Origin of the sequence: Rosenbergiella collisarenosi (assembly GCF_018494085.1) — a bacterium.
GTDB classification, from domain to species: Bacteria; Pseudomonadota; Gammaproteobacteria; order Enterobacterales; family Enterobacteriaceae; genus Rosenbergiella; species Rosenbergiella collisarenosi.
This window is the reverse complement of record NZ_JABBFP010000001.1, coordinates 279,991-297,871: the sequence shown is the minus strand read 5'-3', so window position 1 is coordinate 297,871 and position 17,881 is coordinate 279,991. Positions and strand designations below refer to the sequence as shown.

The following is a 17,881-nucleotide window of genomic DNA, read 5'->3' as shown; positions in this document are numbered from 1 at the left end:
GGTATTGAAATGTTAACAATACTGGGTTTCAGTATGGTGATCTGCTTTATGTATCTCATCATGACCAAGAGAATGTCAGCCCTAATTGCTCTGATCCTTATTCCTATCCTCTTTGCCCTACTGGGTGGGTTCTACCAAGGTTTGGGAGACATGATGTTAAAAGGGGTAAAAACGCTTGCGCCGACCGGCGTCATGTTGACCTTCTCTATCCTCTATTTCGGTATCATGATCGATGCGGGTCTTTTCGATCCGCTAGTAAAGTGTATTTTGCGGATCGTAAAAGGCGATCCGGTAAAGGTATTGGCAGGTACGGCGATCCTCACGCTCCTCGTTTCGCTAGATGGTGATAGCTCTACGACTTATATGATCGCCATCGCCGCCTTCCTGCCGCTCTATCGCAAGCTTGGCTTGAATATATTGATGATGACCTGTGTGGTCAATCTGGCTAGCGGTATTATGAATCTCTCGCCTTGGGGTGGCCCTACCGCGCGTGCCGCTGCCGCACTCGATATTGATGCGTTAGATATCTTCGTACCGATGTTACCCGCAATCTTCGTCGGTTGTATTAGCCTCGTTGCACTTGCAACATGGTTCGGCATCCAAGAACGTCGTCGTTTGGGATTACAAGAAGTCGGCGCGTTGCACGATATACAATTGAATCTGGGCGGCGGGACACTAGAAGAGTGCGAAAAGAATAAACGCCCTAAAATGTTCTGGCCAAATTTGATTCTGACCACCGCCCTCTTGGTCTTACTTGTCGCAGGTTTTATTCCGATTCAAATCCTATTTATGGTCAGTTTCGCGCTTGCCGTGATGCTGAACTACCCTAAACTGTCTGAGCAGAAAGACCGTATTGCCTCGCATGCCGCCAACGTATTAGCAGTAACTTCTCTGATTTTTGCAGCGGGTATTTTTACCGGTATCCTTTCTGGTACTGGCATGGTTGATGCGATGGCGAAGTCGGTACTTTCTATCATCCCGCCCGCCTTCGGTCCTTTTTTACCGATTTTCACCGCGATTATCAGTATGCCATTCACCTTCTTTATGTCGAATGATGCCTTCTATTTCGGTATTTTGCCGGTTATCGCGCAGACTGCAGCCGGTTACGGTATTTCAGCAGAGGAGATCGCCCGAGCCTCGATTATCGGTCAACCGTTTCACCTGATTAGCCCATTGGTTCCCTCTTTATATTTACTCACTGGCTTGGCGAAAGTCGATGTCGGCGAACACCAGAAATTCGCCATCAAATGGGGGATTTTTATCAGCCTAATGTTAATGGTAGGCGGCTTAGTCTTCGGTGCCTTCCCACTCTACCATAGCGGCAGTTAGGGTCCCATGGCGGCTTCTCTATTTGGAAGCCGCCGCTCTGTCGATTTATCCCACAAGTTGCATAAAAATACCGCAAACAGCCAACAGATCGGTAATTTTCATCAAAAGATATTGACGCGAATGCCGGATTACGGTTTAATGCGCCCCGTTGCCCGAATAGCTCAGTCGGTAGAGCAGGGGATTGAAAATCCCCGTGTCCTTGGTTCGATTCCGAGTTCGGGCACCACTATTCTAGAAGCCCTGCAGAAATGCGGGGCTTTGTCGTTTCTGAGCCATGGTCTATTTATGGTCGTTACAGCTTATCTACTACACTCTTCAGTTTGACGTTTTTTGGCCCTTCTCAGCGTTTCTTCAGCCAGGATATTACTTAGCCGTTTGCCTCGTGATGGGGGCTTTAAGCTGCCATTATTCATTTCTGTGAAATCGAGTATTACCGACGCTTTAGGTGCAACCTTTTACGGTCTGTATACGGTCTATTTGTGTTAATTAACCCTATCCCCCTATTCTTGAGATGACGGGGAAACGGGGGATGTCGTTTTGTCGGCAGTTTACTTGGACAAGTTAGCTTTTTTGTACGGGGAAATTTATGGGGAACCCCCATCACTTCATTGGCAGTATTTTATCCCCATGCATCTAATGGGAACTCCACAATGATTTCCATGTATCATTTTCTCTGATTTTCCTCATTTATATTGGCGTTTTCAGCCCTCCCCCTTTTCCTCATCGAGCGGTATACAGCAATAGTGATACCTACACAGACATATTATCCCTATGACAGTCCCAGAATGATGGGATACATAATGGCTCATCCTACTCGTTTCAAATTTACCCATACACCGATTAAGGCACTACAAATTCAGCAACCCTGGCGGTAATAAGCACGATCCTGATGACGATGTATCACAGATACGACGCTACAGGTTACTATCTATTCTGCCTGGGCAATACGTCCCACATCGGACTAAACTGTAGTGGTACAGTAAATTTGGCTACCTGATTCAAGGTGATATTCTCACCTCAACATAAAACAGGTAACTTAATGAACAAAAAACCAAACGTAGAGTTCAGACTGGAATGTGCACAGCTGATTGTTGATAAGGGCTACTCATATCGGCAAGCCAGTGAAGCGAACGATGTCGGTTCTACCACGCTTGAGAGCTAGGTGCGCCAGCTCAGGTGAGAGCGCCAGGGGATTACACCCTCTGTAACCCCCATTACCGCAGAGCAGCAACGTATTCGCGAGCTGGAAAAGCAAGTTCGACCTCTGGGCAGGAAATCGCTGGTGCTATCTGGCGGTCGTCATGGACCTTATTGCCCGCAGAATTATCGGCTGGAGTCTGTCAGTAAATGCCGATACAGCGCTAGGTGGGCTAACGCCGGAAGAGTCAGAGAACAGATACCCTTTTTACTGTAAAACCGTGGCCAAAATTACTTGTCCACTACAGTATTCAAAGACAGCCATAAAGTAATCCATTGAATTTAAGGTGAGTATGATGAAATTTGTCCTAGCCCCCGACTCCTTTAAAGAGAGCATGACAGCATTACAAGTAGCAAACAGTATGGAGAGAGGACTGAGACGTATCTTTCCCGATTGCGAAATCGTTAAGGTTCCGATGGCCGATGGTGGTGAAGGCACGGTTCAATCTTTAGTCGATGCCACGGGTGGAAAAATTATCAAGGTTGAGGTGATGGGCCCCCTCCAGACTCGCGTCCAAGCAGAATTTGGACTCCTCGGTGATGGGCAAACGGCCGTAATAGAGATGGCTTCGGCCAGTGGCATTACACATACTTCGCTGAAAAATCGTAACCCACTGTTCACCACCACTTATGGGACGGGAGAACTGATCACTCACGCTCTCGAGCTAGGGGTACAAAAAATTATTATTGGCTTAGGCGGGAGTGCGACCAATGACGGTGGACAAGGTATGGCCTGCGCCTTGGGTGTCAAATTTACCGATTCAAACGGCGATGCGGTGGGTTTAGGGGGGGGACATTTACATAAGATCGCCGCTATCGATATGAGTGGTATCGACCCACGCGTCGCAAAGACCGAATTTATCGTTGCCTGTGATGTGACTAACCCACTGGTTGGGCCAAATGGTGCGTCATCCGTGTTTGGGCCACAAAAAGGAGCGACTCCTGAGATAGTGGAGACACTAGACAGGAATCTTAGCCTTTACGCAGAACAAATTAAGAACTATTTAGGGATCTCAGTCGCGACTGTGCCGGGTGCGGGTGCCGCCGGTGGCTTAGGTGCTGGCTTGCTCGCCTTTACTCCTGCACAGTTACAAAAAGGGATTGATATCGTTATCCACTTTACGGAGTTAGCCAATAAGATAATAGGCGCCGATGCAGTATTTACTGGGGAAGGCGGTATCGATTATCAAACCAAATTCGGTAAAACTCCTTACGGTGTTGCCCAAATTACAAAAAATGTCTCTCCCCACACACCAGTGATTGCCTTAGCGGGTGCCATCGGGGACGGTGTTGAGAGCCTTTATGATGAGAATTTTACCGCTATATTCGGTATTCTGCGACAAGCCTGCTCTCTTGAACAGGCACTGAAGGAGGGAGAACGTAATATCGCCTTTACGACCGAAAATATTGCTCGTCTCTTCGCTCTCGGTATCAAAAATACCTGACAAAGTCAGTGAACGTTATCAATAACGTTGAGAAGGTTTCAACGTTATTCAGAGTCAGTCATGCGAACTACAGTATGCTTGACGATAGCGAGCAATATTACCCAATAACGGTCTAAAATAGGGTAAAGGGCGCCCTCACGATAAATTTCACGTCACGTTCATCTTGGAAAATATTTCCATAACCCCCTCCCCAACTCGGGATATTGGAATGATTGTTGTAACGGGTGAAATGCAATGTAAACATAGTCCCCCTAGCACGCCCTTCTTGTACCGTATAACCGGCGTCAAGGCTGTAGGCTGACTCTTTCAAACGATTATTCGGGGTGTAAAAAGCATCGGGGGAAGACATCCTGCCAGGTTTGGCATCCCAAGCATAGACGTAGGACGCGCCGGCAGACCAACCGGGTAGATCCCAATTTTTCAAATCATACATAGCGCCGATAAATAACGCTTTCTCACCGTTCGCATTGAAATCAGAACGATTATCCCACCAGATATCCAAGCGCCCATTAGAGGAGCCGTAGGTTGGGGTCATACGTTGTAAAAAATAACCCAGCTGCCCTTCGGCCTTCACCCAAGTTCCCTCTAAACGTAGATCAAGCACGTCAGCTACCTTGTAGCCGAAGGTTAACGCCTGTAACCACGCGGTGCCGTCATAAATATCGTTAACCCCCCCTCGCTCTGCTTTATCCCGTGCCCCATAGAATTGATAACTCGTGCGCAAAGGGGAGGAGGCGACATCGAATTGATAGCTAGCTTTCGCAAAATATTGGTCGATATATCCTTCGGCTTGTCCCAGCGCGGCTTCTAACACTAGGCCGTTTTTCACATCATATTTAGCACCAACAGAGTGAAGATACCTCACCTTGGATTGCTTATCATTTTGGTAAAAACGATCCATTTTAAGGTACCACGGCGACTTATACTCATTTGCCCAGAAATAAGAGAAACTTAGGGCCCCAGCCTCGCCATAATCGATATTTGCTCCGACTTCGGCCCCCTGATAGGTACCTGGCAGTAGACTCCAATTGGGAGCCAATAACGTTTGTCCGGCAGGCTGAATATAGCCAGCCTGTGCCCAAACTGGCCCATATTTAAATTTTGCGGCCACTTTATAGAGATCGATACCGCTTTTATCACCACTGTAATCTTCATTATAAACTTTGTTACTCGATGAAAAGGCAATTTCATGGGGGTGAGCACTGTCAGCATTCTCTGCCATTTCTATTGCGCTAAAGGCTGCGATATCGATCCCAATAAAATCTCCCGCATAACCAGATTGGAAATCTAAATTACCGTTCCACGTTGAATGCGAGAGATCTGTCTTATACTTTCCATTACCGGCCACATCCTTGCGAACACGTTCACGTTGCCAATAATAGATCCCTCCAGTTAATTCTGAATCATCAATAAATCCTGCTGCACTCACTTCCGGTGAGAGTATTCCCCCTGAAAAAACAGCGCCGCCTGATAGACATATACATAACGTACGAGATAATCCTTTAAATGTACGCATAAATAGTACTCCTAATAGACTAGTAAAATTTATCTGCCTTTATCTCCAGGCATGCAAAAAAAACTAATATTTAAGCGAATATCAAAACCAGGATATAAAAGCAGCTAGAGGTAAAAATTAAAATTTAACTAAATTGAGACCTCCTTTTTATTGCTTATATCATTTTAAAATCAGTAAGACGGTAACCGCGTTTAGCCACCTCCTGTTTTATCGAAGAGGACGTTAAAATCTCCAATTCCTGCAGTCGCGGATAACAATACGCACTCTTCATAATCGTATTATCGACAAAGGCTGGATGGCACATCACTTCTAGCGACGACTCCCCCCGTTGCAGCGAATCATCGAGTATTTTTAAAAACAGTGCCTGCGAAAGTGAATCCCCATAGAACTCACTGGAGAAACCTTCGCAGCGCCGTACGATAGGCTTAGCTGAGTTATCACGCGCTGCCGGTTGTCGATCACAACGAACGGGAATACCTTTCTCACAAGCGAAGCCTTCGACAATGGTGTAAATATCCGGGATCAGATGCACGTGATGATGGCTATCAATATGTGTTGGCGGGTACCCAAATAGCTCAATAAAGCGCTGAAATTGGCTAGTTAATTCCTGCGTGATTTCGTGAAGAGGCAGCCGACCTTCTTCTGCCATCTGCCACACCCACTTACCTAGCAACCCCTCTCTCGTCAAGGTCGGCATGGCCGATAAGGGCTTACCCAAGGTCAACACAAAATGCATACCAACCCCCAGGTCCGGTGCACCCAGGCTTAACTCGACAGCATCGGCGATAGCTTCGCCATTGACCATCGCAGTTGTCGAGGTCACTATGCCATGCCGGTGTGCCTCAATAATCCCGTAATTTTGTCCCTTACTCAGCCCAAAATCATCAGCATTCACCACTAATAAGCGTGCCATTTATTTCCCCTTAGAGGTTTTTAAATCCCTAATGGTATTCGTGAAGTTTGGTAGCCATTTTTCGTGGGCGAGAAGCATTTTACGGGCGAGCAGTTCCGCATCGTTGTCGGAATGAATAAGAGGATTGAGATTAAGTGCTAACTGTACGTCATTAAAATCACCGCTAATTGCGGCGTGACTTGCCGCGATCTCGAAACTCTTTATGGTATGAATAAGTCCCAAAACTTGCTCATCAAAATGGGTAATGCGTGACGTCGGCTGTGCACCGTCCTGACCTAAGGTACAGGTTATCTCGATGCACCACTCAGGGGGGATATTATCGATATGCCCGTTATGGGGAATATTGACGTAGTGCTCAGTGTTCTTATTATTATATATTGCATTAATTACTTCACAGGCTGCATCTGAATAATATGCTCCTCCCCGGAGTTCTAATTCTTTAGGTTTCACATCGAGATTAGGATCCTTATACAACTTAAAAAGTTTCTGCTCGATTTTTTGTACAACTTGAGCACGAGTACCACCTTTATAGTATTCGCCCATTTCAATCGCCAGCATCTCTTTAGGTTTAAAGTAATAAAGGAGATATGAACAGGGGATCAAGCGTAATGAGCGAATAAGCCCCTCATTAAAAGGTAAGTCGGTAATATTTTTAACGGAATTAGCACTTAATGTACCTGTCGCAACCCCCTCTAGCAGTTCATCAAAGCGCGATTTACCGTTGACCCGTACATCTCGAACAAAAACCAGATGGTTAAGGCCGAAAAGATCGATATTCAGTTCATCTTGTGGCGTCAGCCGTAGAACATCGCCAATAAACATCTTCATACCAATTGGAATATTACATACCCCAATAAAGCGTTTGAAGTTGGTATGCCGATAAATGGCCTCTGTCACCATGCCTGCAGGGTTAGTGAAATTAATAATCCAAGCATTCGAGCAAATTTCTTGCACATCTTTAATGATGTCAATAATAACAGGAATGGTACGCAACCCTTTAAATAACCCACCAGCTCCATTGGTCTCTTGGCCTAAATAGCCATGACTGAGAGGAATACGTTCATCTTTTTCACGTGCCTTTAGCTGCCCGACACGCAATTGCGTAGTAACAAAGTCGGCACCTTGTAAAGCGGCACGACGGTCCAAGGTTTTATAGATTCGCATCGGCACACCGGCTTTGGCTACCATTCTTTCGCACAACGCATGGATGATATCGAGTTTTTCTTGGCCTTCCTCTACATCCACCAACCAGAGTTCAGTGACCGGCAGTTCATGATAACGTCTCAGAAATCCTTCCAGTAGTTCTGGGGTATAGCTGCTACCGCCTCCGATTGTCACGATTTTTAATTTATGGCCCATTTTACTTTTCCTTATCTGGTCAACGTTATTGGCGACTATCCTGTGATGAAAATCATTATTTCGAGAAGTCTATTACCTCAAAAATTATTACAACCATTTATTTTTTTACGATAATTATTTGGCGTAAACGAAGTAATACTCTTAAATTTTTTAATAAATAAGCTTGGGCTGCTATACCCTGATTCGTAGGCAATATCTGTCACTGAAGCATTAGTAATTTCGAGCTGCTTTTTAGCAAAATTAATACGGATGTTATTAATAATCTGCATTGGTGTTTTACCGTAATAACGTTGAGTGGCCCGAGTCAAATACTCCTGACTCTTTCCTGAAATTTGTACCATGCGCTCAAGTGCCGCATCACCGAATGCCAACTTATCGTGCATTGCTTCGACCGTAATTTTTAACCAAAATGGAACACTATCTTTGATAGCATCATCTCGGTAATGTCTTAATCGATTCGTTACATAAAAGCAGACCAACTCAATAAATTCATCAAACTCATTTTCACGAAAATGGCGAGAGGTAATGACTGACTCGATATAAGCAAGAAAACTATTTTCAATGGCGTAGGCTTGCGTCGCAGAAAAATCTATGGGTATAAAAGGGGAGAAATTCTTTTCAAAAAAACGTTTACTAATCCCCACGTTAAGAATACGCGTAGCGCCGGCAATATAGAAACTTTGATGTTGCGATCCCACTGGGATAAAAACAAAATCCCCACGCTCTAAAAGGACGCGTTGTCTATCAATCTCTTGATAATAACGTCCCGTCAAAACGAGTGTGAACTCATAATAATCGTGTTGGTGCAGTCCGCTCAGACTTTCAGTTTTAGTGTAAATGAAGACATGAAAGTTACTACCATTAAACAGCTGGGCCTCTCGAGCAATAGGGATTTCTGTCGTGACCATTTTCAACTACCTCGCTTGGGAGGATTAATTCATTTTTTCATGTAATTCGATCATCTCAGTGATGAGTTCACGGGCTAACATTGCGTTCATCAAATGATCTTGAGCATGTACTAAGACCAGGCTCACTTTCACTTTACCTTCCCCTGCATCACTTTCGATGAGCTGAGTTTGTACACGATGAGCTTCGCTTAACGCTTGCCGAGAGTTCTCCATCATCTCTTTTGCCGCAACAAATGCCCCCTTTTTCGCCTCTTTCAATGCTGCATAAGCAAGACTCCGCGCGTGGCCGGCATTGATGATTAAGCCCATAACGATCTCTTCAAGCTCATCCACGGCTGTGTTGTCAGGTTCTATTGCATTTAAATCAAACATAGTCTGCCCTCGCTACTTAGGAATAAACGATAATCGATGCCCTATCGTTATTAGAATTTTAAAGAGTTTGCGATATCTTCTTCGGTCTCCTCTTGTTCAAGGGTGGCTTGTGCTTTATTAGAGATAATCACAAACGGTAGATAGGTAAGCGTTGCAACCGCTAGGTTAACGATGGCTAACAGAAAGGCGGCCACACTACCATTGGTATTGAAAAAGGCGCTCAAGCCTGTCGGCATTGTCCACGGTGCAATATTGGTCATCGGGGGGATAATACCTAAATAATAAGCTGTCACAGTAATACCAGCCAGTAGAGGTGAAATCAGAATAAAAGGAATAAACATAATCGGGTTCATAATAATGGGTAAGCCGAAGAGAATTGGCTCATTTATCTGAAATAGCCCGGAAGGTAATGCTAATTTAGCCATCTGACGATGGTCAGCACGACGCGATGCAATAAAAATAGCGAGAATTAACCCAAGTGTTGCCCCGGACCCCCCTAGGAAAATATAGGAGTCCAGCATTGGCTTGGCCCACAGATGGAAGGTTTTACCTGCTTCAAGTGCCGCATCGACAGAGCCGTATTGCTGATAAGTGGCAACATTTTCTAATGCCCAAGGCGTCATTATTGCACTATCAAGGGCCGATAGCGCGAGTGCACCATGAACCCCAAAAAACCATAAAAGCGGGACTAATAATACATAAGCCCAACCGACTACTGCCCCTAAAGACGCTAGCGGGGTAGAAATCATGTCCATAATAATTTGATGGAAATTAGTTCCCCAGTGGGTGAATCCAAAAGAAATTATTCCCATTATTGATAAAATAATAAATCCTGGAATAACGGCAGAAAAAGAGCGGGAAACAGAGGTAGGGACGCTTTCGGGTAACCGTATAACCCAGTTGCGACGAACGATAAACGTGAATACTTCAGCGACGACAATCCCTATAACCATTCCAGAAATAACATTCGCTCCCCCTAACCAGTTAGCGCTAACGGCGTAGGCGTCACCAACGTTGTACGGCGTCACAGTCATGAAAGCCGCCACAGCCAATAGCCCTGCGGCCATTGCATCCACTTTACGTTCATCGGCTAATGCTGACCCGATAAAGAATGGAGCCATTAATGACATTATCCCTAGCGTGCCATTGTAGACATTACCACCAACCGCCTTGAAACTGTTTAATGTCTCAATGGTTGTCGGCTCTAAACGTATTCCCAGTGAATAGAAAAACGCCCCCTCTCCAAAGCTGAGAAGGACATTATTAATTAATACAAACATTGCCCCAGCCAAGGTAAGAGGCATTAATTTAATAAAACCATTCTTAATCGCATTAATATGAGGCTGCCGCCCTATTTTTATGGCAAAAGGGAGTAAAATACTTTCAAGACAATTAATAACCTTACTCATAACCAACACCTGTAAATGCTATAAAAACCCGATATACTTATAGACAATGAAGACCATAGTAAATCGATATTAATTAAAAAGTTATACTAACTATTTTGATATCTATTAGAAGGATAATTAAACCATATTGTATCATTCACTATGACTACTTTTTATTAATCCTATTGCGAATTTCAATACCGCTAATCCATCAACTTTACCATAGAGAATTGAATCGATAACCTCGATAGGCTTTGCGGGGAATGTTGCTTTAAATTCAGGTAACATATAGGAGATTTGAGGCCCTAATAAGATAATATCAGCTTGCTCACCTTTTTCTCCTAAGAGCGTTTCTGGGAAGGCTTCTATAACAACGGGAACATTATACTTATTAGCTTGCTCACGCATTTTGGTGACCAGAAGTGATGTAGACATACCCGCAGAGCAGAATAGATAGATGAATTTTCTTTCCATGATTGTCGTCTCATTTTAAAAGATTTAATTATTTTAATTAGCAGAACGTCGTTAAAAAAACCGTGTCGAGACATTATATGAGATTAGCCTAAATCAAAATAATCGAGCATCAATGAAATCGTCTACCATTGACATAGGTAATTTACCTCTATTGGTTTTTTATGAAATAAAATATCGCATAATGTCGATAGGGTGGAAATTTAAATCAAAAGCAAAGCAATTATTAGAAGTTAACTCTGAAAAGCGGTTGATTTTCGGGTTCTTCACCATAATCAAAATCTGTGACGTAGGTTATAATATATTAGCCTTGGAAAGGCTCTACAACTCAGCTATTCACATTGTATACCTAGGCTATTATTTAAAAGCCTTAGTTTACTATATTAAATAGAACGCTCAATAATACATTATTGAAATTATTCTATTCTCAAATATAAAAATCCTCCTCAAGCGCTGCCGAACGCCTGAGAAGGAAAGTAGTGTCGTCTTCGTTAAATAGAATTGAGAGATAAAGAATATCTAATGCGTTGCCCCACCAGTGACTCGCTCATCAACCTCAACGCGTAAGGCCGTACGAATAGCGATCTCTAGCCCTAGCTTAACGGTATCCGCCGCCATACTCGCGCTACCTGGGTGAGCACAGGCTTGTTGGGGAAGATAAGGAATATGAATGAATCCCCCCCTAATCCACGGCTTATCGCGTAAAGCATGCAGTAATCCATACATAACATGATTACAAACGTAGGTTCCCGCGGTTTGAGAGACGGAGGAAGGGATACCGTGCTGGTGCAACGCCGTCACTATCGACTTGATCGGCAGTGTACTGAACAATGCGGCAGGCCCATCCACAGCAATAGGTTGATCGATGGGCTGCTGGCCTTGATTGTCGGGGATCCGTGCATCATTGATATTAATCGCCACACGCTCGATGGAGAGATCGGTTCGGCCTCCGGCTTGCCCCACCGCGATAACGACAGAGGGGCTATGAGTCTCAATGGCAGCCAATAATACGTCGATCGATGTGCCAAATACGCAAGGGAGTTGTAAGCAGATAACGCGATAGCCCTCACTGGAAAATCCCTCGAGTCGCGATACTACCTCCCAAGACGGGTTAATCTCCTCTCCGCCGAAAGGGTCGAAACCGGTAAGTAAGACTGTTTTCACTGACACTCCTTACAAAAACATCAAAAAATAAAGCAGCGCTATGTTTACGACGAGTAACGATAGGCCAGTGGGGATCTGCGCTTTGATGACCGCATTCTTGTCAGGCAACCCCAATAAGGCGGCAGGAACGATATTAAAATTGGCGGCCATTGGCGTCATCAAGGTGCCACAGTAGCCAGAAAACATGCCGATTGCTGCCATTACTGCCGGATTTCCCCCTTGCTGTAAGACTAAAATGGGTATCCCAACGCCGGCAGTGACGATTGGAAACGCGGCAAACGCGTTCCCCATGATCATGGTGAGCAATGCCATGCCGAGTACATAGACCATCACCGCAATTAGCCGATTATCCACCGCCAGATAGTGCTCGGTCAGCCAAGACAGGCTGTTTCCGACTCCTGCTGCCGTAAAGAGTAAGCCAAGCATGGCGAGGATCTGCGGTAGGATAAATGCACAACCCACCGAATCGAGTAAACGCCGTGCCTCTTGCAGCGGCTGAGTCACCCTATCGCCAGTGATTTTCCATGCCAAAATTAGAGCAATAATCGTTCCCACCGTCATGGAGAAAAGCGTAATGAGCGTACCATGATTACCCGGGCCAAACAGATGGCTCTGCATCGACGGCATCACGGTAAAGGTCACGACCCCGACTACCGTCACTAACGGGATAGCTAAAGCCGGGATAAAAAGGCGACTGCCCAAGCGTTTCGCACTCGCTTCGCGCTGTTGTACCGTTCGCGGCGAGTAACTCCCGATCCTGACGCCACCGAACCCCGCCAATAACGCCATCCCTACCACAGCGATCCCGACGCTAATATCTACCCAGCGCTTACCCCCGACCAGCGGGTAAGTCCAATCGCCAACGAAAAATAACAGGCCATAGACGCCCCAGAATAGCCCGGTCGTTAAACGACGAGGGTTTTGCTTATCCCGCCACGACATTACCGCAACGCCCAGTAATACCATCCCTGCTAGGTCATAAAGCGTATTTTGTTGCACGATCATGATGCACCCTCGCGATACCCTTTCGCCGCTTTAGTAATTTCGCGGCGCAGGTGATGATCGAGCCGCGAAAGGCGAAAGCTATGGATCACAAAGGCAAAACAGGCTGTTGGGATCCCCCACAGCGCAATGTGTAGCGGCTCAGTCTGTACCCCCGCAGATTCCACCATGAAGTTATGCATAAATAATACGGCACCGAAAGCGACAAAAATATCCTCACCAAAAAACAGCCCCACGTTATCTGTCGCCGCCGCCATCGCTTGAATACGGTAACGTACTGCCGGGGGGAGCGGTCCGTAGATTTTCTCAGCACTCCCCTCTGCCATTGGTGCTAACAACGGCCGCACCATCTGGGGATGTCCTCCTAAACTGGTCAATCCTAATGCGGCGGTCAATTCACAAAATAAGCAGGTAGATGATGAGTAGACGCCCAGTCGTCGCCCGTTCTATTTTTGTAATCCACATCTGCGCCCGCTCTTTCAGCCCATGGCGCTCTAAAAGCCCAATCACGGCTAGCGGTAGCAATAAGATAAAAGGAAGATTTCGTGTATTGAGAAACCCTGCCCCCATCTTTTCAAAGATGGTCAGCAATGGCATTTGTGCCGCTATCCCCGTGACAATCCCGGCACCTACCACGACTAATACCGGGTTAAACCGTAGAATAAATCCGATCACAATCACGCCAATGCCTAGTAATGGCCATAAACTCATACTCTCTACCACCGTAAACCTCTCTTCGTCGCATAGGATTAAGCGATGACGTTAATATTTTTTTCATCGAAGGCTTGGCGTAGGCGGCGCGCAAACGCTAGCGCATGCGGGCCGTCTCCATGTAAACATAGCGTTTGCGCGCGAACGGCAACTCGCTCGCCCGTCACCGCCTGTACCTCACCAGCCTCGATCATCAGCAAACTTTGTGCCAAAGCATGGTCTTCGTCCTCGATCATCGCGCCAGATTGGGTTCGCGGTACGAGCGAGCCATCAGCTTGATAGCCGCGATCAGCAAAGACTTCTTGGCGAGTCGCTAGGCCGTAGTGCTCAGCGGCACTGATCAAGTCGCTACCGGCTAATCCCACTAAGATCAGTGAGGGATCAGTATCGAATACAGCTTGCGCAATAGCGTCCGCTAACAGCGGGTCACGTGCGGCTTGGTTGTACAACATGCCGTGCGGTTTAACATGGCGTAGCGCCGCCCCCTGCGACTGTGTGATGGCAGCTAACGCGCCAATTTGGTAGAGCGTTTGTACATACACGGTGGTGGGAGGCAGACTCATTGCCGTGCGACCAAAATTATCACGATCGGGAAAGCTTGGATGAGCGCCGACTGCCACCCCATTTCGTATCGCTTCACGAACGCTGGTTAACATCGTAATAGCGTCCCCTGCATGAAAACCACAGGCAATGTTCGCAGAGGTAACAAGGGTTAAAAGTTCAGCATCGTGAGGACTGCCTTCCCCCAAATCTGCATTGAGATCGATCTGTCGCATAGTTCTCCCACTCTGATATTTGGTGTCGATTGCGCCTTAATGTCTATGGCTATTCACTCTATGAATGCCAAGAATATCCAGAGGGCCTCACATATCTGGTAACACCCTTTTTTAACACATAAAACAGTGATCGCCCCGAGGTTTTGGCAACTGAGCGCCTGCTAGGTTATGGCTCATTCTTCTGCAATCAGGGCATTTGAGGTCAACATGACACATACCATAAAAAAACGTAGTCCTCGGCGGTGGTGGTACTTAATGCCGATCATTTTTATCACTTACAGTCTGGCTTATCTAGACCGCGCTAACTATGGCTTCGCCGCCGCATCGGGTATCGAGCAAGATTTAGGTATTTCTAAAAGTACCTCTTCGCTAATTGGCGCATTGTTCTTCTTGGCCTACTTTTTCTTCCAAGTGCCAGGTTCGATCTATGCCATGAAGCGTAGCGTGCGTAAGCTAATTTTTGTCTGCTTAGTTCTATGGGGGCTCTGTGCCACCGCTACCGGGTTAGTCAGTAATATCCCAACGCTTATGGTGATCCGATTTATTTTGGGTGTCGTCGAGGCGGCGGTCATGCCCTCTATGCTGATCTATATCAGTACTTGGTTTACCAAAGCAGAACGTTCACGAGCCAATACTTTTTTAGTCTTAGGCAATCCGGTTACCGTACTCTGGATGTCTGTCGTGTCCGGCTATTTGATTCATGCCTTCGGGTGGCGAGAAATGTTTATCATCGAAGGGATCCCCGCCATTATCTGGGCGGTCGTATGGTGGATTTTTGTTAGAGATAAACCGGCTGACGTGAATTGGTTGTCTGAGGAAGAGAAAAACGATCTACAACAGGCGATGGATAAAGAACAAGAAGCGATCACGCCGGTCCGTGATTACGGTCAGGCATTACGATCCTCTTCTGTCGTCCTACTATCGGCCGCTCATGCGCTATGGAGTGTCGGCGTTTACGGATTTATGATGTGGCTACCGTCTATCCTAAAATCGGCCTCTTCCATGGATATTGTCTCTGTTGGCTGGTTATCCGCACCGCCTTATTTTGCTGCCATCTGTTTAATGCTGGTGGTGTCGTGGTTATCGGATAAGCTACAGAATCGTAAGCTTTTTATATGGCCATTACTCGCCGTTGCTGGGCTCGCTTTTACCGGTTCATTTTTTATTGGAGACAGTCATTTCTGGTGGTCTTACGGCTTACTTACTCTCGCGGCGGCTTGTATGTACGCGCCTTATGGACCCTTTTTTGCTCTTATCCCCGAATTACTGCCACGTAATGTATCTGGAATCGCTATCGGTTTAATCAATAGCTTTGGCGCATTAGGGGCTTTTCTCGGCGCCTATTTTGTTGGGTTTTTAAATGGGCTAACTGGAAATCCAAATGCTTCATACAGTTTTATGGCGATAGCACTACTGGCTTCGGTGGCCTGTATCTATAAAGTAAAAACTACCGTTAGCCCACCGGCGGTATCGCCGAAACTCTTCCCGCGTAAAGCTTTATAATGTATCGCCCCTACTTACCGTCGAAGTAGGGGCTGACAAACTATCACCAAAAATTATCAAGGGTTACCCTTATTCATCTGGCGGTGATAACTCGATATTTACTCTCGCGCTAAAACCATGACGCGTAACCGGGTCAACGCAGTGGGAGGCGAATAAATTAATAAATAAAATTAATATCATTGCGCCCTAACGCTAGCACCGCCCTTTTTCGCAGATTCGCCCATATCTCATTTTTGTGACGTAGTTATGGTTTTTATTCTTTACTCGCTATCGGAAGTAATACTTTGATAATTTGGATAAAAATAAAGTTAAGAAACTAAATAAATGGTATCAGGCAGACAGACTATATAAGAAGCCATTGTATTTATTTAACTTTTTAATCTTAATTATTATGATTAGCCCCCTAACCTTTAACTTCCCTCTTAATAAAACCTTTACATTATAATAAATGAAATTAAAATTACTCCGCCAACACGGATAAGATCCACGAAAATAATTTTTTACAATAAAAACAATCAGTTGCATTTATTACTCATCGGGTATCGATCGCCACATTAGGGCGTCGTGTTTAAACACTCTGTTATCCGATCGTGTATAAGATTTGTTTAACTTGTGGCAGGCAAAATAGCATAAGAATCGCGGCGAAAAAGAAATGCTCTTATGGTATGACAAGGATCATCTCTATTTGTCGCTTAGGCGTCTACTCTTAGGGGTAAGTTGATGAAAATTCATTATCTCGTTACAAGTCTTGAAACAGGCGGGGCGGAATTCGCAATCCCTGATATTGTGACCACTCTACAAAATCTAGGTCATGAGGTTTCTATTATTGCCTGTGAGCCGCGGGATCTCGGTGCAGTTCCACGCTTGGAGGCGGCTGGGCTTTCCTATACGCTCCTTGCCTCACGTCGTCGGAAGTTACCAATCATTCTCGCCACTTATTTAGCGCTCACTCGTCGCGATCGCCCTGATATTATCTGGACCTCGTTAAGCTTCGGTAATCTGGTCGGACAATGCGCTGCAAAACTACTGGCTATTCCTGTAATTAGCTTTAAGCATAGTGCGAGTGTTCGTCGCTATACCTATCGTTTGCGTCACTGGTCCACGCTGTGGGTGGGCGATTCACAAACCGTTGTCGAATATCTACGCGAGAATATGCAAATCCCTGCCGAAAAGGTGTTTCCTTGGCCACTTTTCCAAAGCGATGCTCACGCCCCTCAAGCGGTGCCTTGGGATGGGAAATCTCGTCTACATATCGGTAGTGTTGGCCGCTTACACGAAGTTAAGCAGTATGCCGCGCTCATTGATGCGTTAGCGACGTTTATCGATAAAAATCCCGATCTCCGTACGCGCGTACAATTAACGATTTTGGGCGATGGGCCGGAACGGCAAGCACTCGAAGATAAAATTATTGAGAAGAACCTTCAGGATATTGTCTCTTTACCCGGTTTTTCTGCCGAGGTGAATACATTCCTCTCCAGTTTACATCTCTATGTGCAGCCCTCGCGATATGAAGGAATGTGCTTGGCGTTACACGAAGCGATGAATGTTGGGCTGCCCGTCATGGCTACGCCCGTGGGAGAAATGCGTGACGCCGTACAAGAAGGAAAAACAGGTTTTGTTTTAGAGGGTACACTTGAGACGGCTCTCGACTCAGCATTAAGACAAGTTTTCGCTCATCCTGAACGGTTGGAAGATTATGGTATTCAGGCTCGGGACTATGTGCTACAAAAATTTAGCCATCAGCAATTTGTCAATGCCGCTGAGCGGATCCTTGCACAGTTACCTTTTACCCCAACTCAACGCTACTCTGTAGAATAGAACCGGCAA

14 protein-coding genes, 1 tRNA gene and 2 pseudogenes are annotated in these 17,881 nt (G+C 45.8%); 6 read left to right on the top strand and 11 right to left on the bottom strand.

Annotated elements, in window-relative coordinates:
• Positions 1–9: 9 nt before the first annotated feature.
• The 4 genes and pseudogenes from HGT70_RS01330 to HGT70_RS01315 all read left to right on the top strand — a co-directional run bounded on the left by HGT70_RS01330 (position 10) and on the right by HGT70_RS01315 (position 3,971).
• Entirely contained in the window at positions 10–1,329 is a 1,320-nt protein-coding gene (locus tag HGT70_RS01330; protein WP_214194694.1) for a CitMHS family transporter, read from the top strand.
• Positions 1,330–1,479: 150 nt separating this feature from the next.
• A tRNA-Phe gene (locus HGT70_RS01325) sits at positions 1,480–1,555 on the top strand.
• A gap of 777 nt (positions 1,556–2,332) precedes the next feature.
• Positions 2,333–2,626, top strand: a pseudogene (locus tag HGT70_RS16805) (transposase); the annotation flags it as partial.
• Between the two features lie 196 nt (positions 2,627–2,822).
• Positions 2,823–3,971: a glycerate kinase gene (locus HGT70_RS01315; RefSeq protein WP_214194813.1), complete on the top strand. Its 1,149-nt coding sequence runs from the start codon at positions 2,823–2,825 to the stop codon at positions 3,969–3,971.
• Positions 3,972–4,083: 112 nt separating this feature from the next.
• Here the strand turns inward: HGT70_RS01315 and chiP are convergent, their stop codons facing one another.
• The 11 genes and pseudogenes from chiP to pxpA form a co-directional block, all read right to left on the bottom strand.
• Complete coding sequence (gene chiP, locus HGT70_RS01310) at positions 4,084–5,487, bottom strand: chitoporin ChiP (RefSeq protein ID WP_214194693.1); 1,404 nt, start codon at positions 5,485–5,487, stop codon at positions 4,084–4,086.
• A 154-nt stretch (positions 5,488–5,641) separates the two neighbouring features.
• Positions 5,642–6,400 (bottom strand): chitin disaccharide deacetylase, encoded by a 759-nt coding sequence (gene chbG / locus HGT70_RS01305; RefSeq protein ID WP_214194692.1) that lies wholly within the window; start codon positions 6,398–6,400, stop codon positions 5,642–5,644.
• Complete coding sequence (locus HGT70_RS01300) at positions 6,401–7,759, bottom strand: 6-phospho-beta-glucosidase (RefSeq protein WP_214194691.1); 1,359 nt, start codon at positions 7,757–7,759, stop codon at positions 6,401–6,403. It lies immediately after the preceding gene.
• A gap of 77 nt (positions 7,760–7,836) precedes the next feature.
• On the bottom strand, positions 7,837–8,667 hold the full coding sequence (gene chbR / locus HGT70_RS01295; RefSeq protein ID WP_214194690.1) for a transcriptional regulator ChbR: 831 nt from the start codon (positions 8,665–8,667) through the stop codon (positions 7,837–7,839).
• Between the two features lie 24 nt (positions 8,668–8,691).
• Positions 8,692–9,039 (bottom strand): PTS N,N'-diacetylchitobiose transporter subunit IIA, encoded by a 348-nt coding sequence (gene chbA / locus HGT70_RS01290; RefSeq protein ID WP_071433855.1) that lies wholly within the window; start codon positions 9,037–9,039, stop codon positions 8,692–8,694.
• Positions 9,040–9,089: 50 nt separating this feature from the next.
• On the bottom strand, positions 9,090–10,448 hold the full coding sequence (gene chbC, locus HGT70_RS01285; protein ID WP_214194689.1) for a PTS N,N'-diacetylchitobiose transporter subunit IIC: 1,359 nt from the start codon (positions 10,446–10,448) through the stop codon (positions 9,090–9,092).
• Positions 10,449–10,580: 132 nt separating this feature from the next.
• Positions 10,581–10,901 carry a PTS sugar transporter subunit IIB gene (locus HGT70_RS01280; protein ID WP_214194688.1) on the bottom strand — a complete coding sequence of 107 codons (321 nt, stop codon included), beginning with the start codon at positions 10,899–10,901 and terminating at the stop codon, positions 10,581–10,583.
• 516 nt (positions 10,902–11,417) lie between these two features.
• On the bottom strand, positions 11,418–12,062 hold the full coding sequence (gene pcp / locus HGT70_RS01275; RefSeq protein ID WP_214194687.1) for a pyroglutamyl-peptidase I: 645 nt from the start codon (positions 12,060–12,062) through the stop codon (positions 11,418–11,420).
• Positions 12,063–12,071: 9 nt separating this feature from the next.
• Positions 12,072–13,067, bottom strand: a complete 996-nt coding sequence (locus tag HGT70_RS01270) for a DUF979 domain-containing protein (RefSeq protein ID WP_071433845.1) — start codon at positions 13,065–13,067, stop codon at positions 12,072–12,074.
• A pseudogene (locus tag HGT70_RS01265) lies at positions 13,064–13,787 on the bottom strand (DUF969 domain-containing protein). Before HGT70_RS01265 ends, HGT70_RS01270 begins: the two are co-directional and overlap by 4 nt.
• 26 nt (positions 13,788–13,813) lie before the next feature.
• Positions 13,814–14,551, bottom strand: a complete 738-nt coding sequence (pxpA, locus tag HGT70_RS01260) for a 5-oxoprolinase subunit PxpA (protein ID WP_214194686.1) — start codon at positions 14,549–14,551, stop codon at positions 13,814–13,816.
• Positions 14,552–14,806: 255 nt separating this feature from the next.
• On the opposite strand from pxpA, the gene HGT70_RS01255 reads away from it, so the two are divergent.
• Both HGT70_RS01255 and HGT70_RS01250 read left to right on the top strand, forming a co-directional pair.
• Positions 14,807–16,054 carry an MFS transporter gene (locus HGT70_RS01255; protein WP_241576182.1) on the top strand — a complete coding sequence of 416 codons (1,248 nt, stop codon included), beginning with the start codon at positions 14,807–14,809 and terminating at the stop codon, positions 16,052–16,054.
• Positions 16,055–16,774: 720 nt separating this feature from the next.
• Positions 16,775–17,872 carry a glycosyltransferase gene (locus HGT70_RS01250; protein ID WP_071433838.1) on the top strand — a complete coding sequence of 366 codons (1,098 nt, stop codon included), beginning with the start codon at positions 16,775–16,777 and terminating at the stop codon, positions 17,870–17,872.
• The last annotated feature ends 9 nt before the right edge of the window (positions 17,873–17,881 follow it).

Excerpts from the sequence above, each read along its gene's own strand:
- chbA (WP_071433855.1), bottom strand. The coding sequence starts at position 9,039 with ATGTTTGATTTAAATGCAATAGAACCTGACAACACAGCCGTGGATGAG.
- HGT70_RS01315 (WP_214194813.1), top strand. The coding sequence starts at position 2,823 with ATGAAATTTGTCCTAGCCCCCGACTCCTTTAAAGAGAGCATGACAGCA.
- chiP (WP_214194693.1), bottom strand. The coding sequence starts at position 5,487 with ATGCGTACATTTAAAGGATTATCTCGTACGTTATGTATATGTCTATCA.
- HGT70_RS01255 (WP_241576182.1), top strand. The coding sequence starts at position 14,807 with ATGCCGATCATTTTTATCACTTACAGTCTGGCTTATCTAGACCGCGCT.
- HGT70_RS01270 (WP_071433845.1), bottom strand. The coding sequence starts at position 13,067 with ATGATCGTGCAACAAAATACGCTTTATGACCTAGCAGGGATGGTATTA.
- chbC (WP_214194689.1), bottom strand. The coding sequence starts at position 10,448 with ATGAGTAAGGTTATTAATTGTCTTGAAAGTATTTTACTCCCTTTTGCC.
- HGT70_RS01300 (WP_214194691.1), bottom strand. The coding sequence starts at position 7,759 with ATGGGCCATAAATTAAAAATCGTGACAATCGGAGGCGGTAGCAGCTAT.
- HGT70_RS01280 (WP_214194688.1), bottom strand. The coding sequence starts at position 10,901 with ATGGAAAGAAAATTCATCTATCTATTCTGCTCTGCGGGTATGTCTACA.
- pxpA (WP_214194686.1), bottom strand. The coding sequence starts at position 14,551 with ATGCGACAGATCGATCTCAATGCAGATTTGGGGGAAGGCAGTCCTCAC.
- chbG (WP_214194692.1), bottom strand. The coding sequence starts at position 6,400 with ATGGCACGCTTATTAGTGGTGAATGCTGATGATTTTGGGCTGAGTAAG.
- chbR (WP_214194690.1), bottom strand. The coding sequence starts at position 8,667 with ATGGTCACGACAGAAATCCCTATTGCTCGAGAGGCCCAGCTGTTTAAT.
- HGT70_RS01250 (WP_071433838.1), top strand. The coding sequence starts at position 16,775 with ATGAAAATTCATTATCTCGTTACAAGTCTTGAAACAGGCGGGGCGGAA.
- HGT70_RS01330 (WP_214194694.1), top strand. The coding sequence starts at position 10 with ATGTTAACAATACTGGGTTTCAGTATGGTGATCTGCTTTATGTATCTC.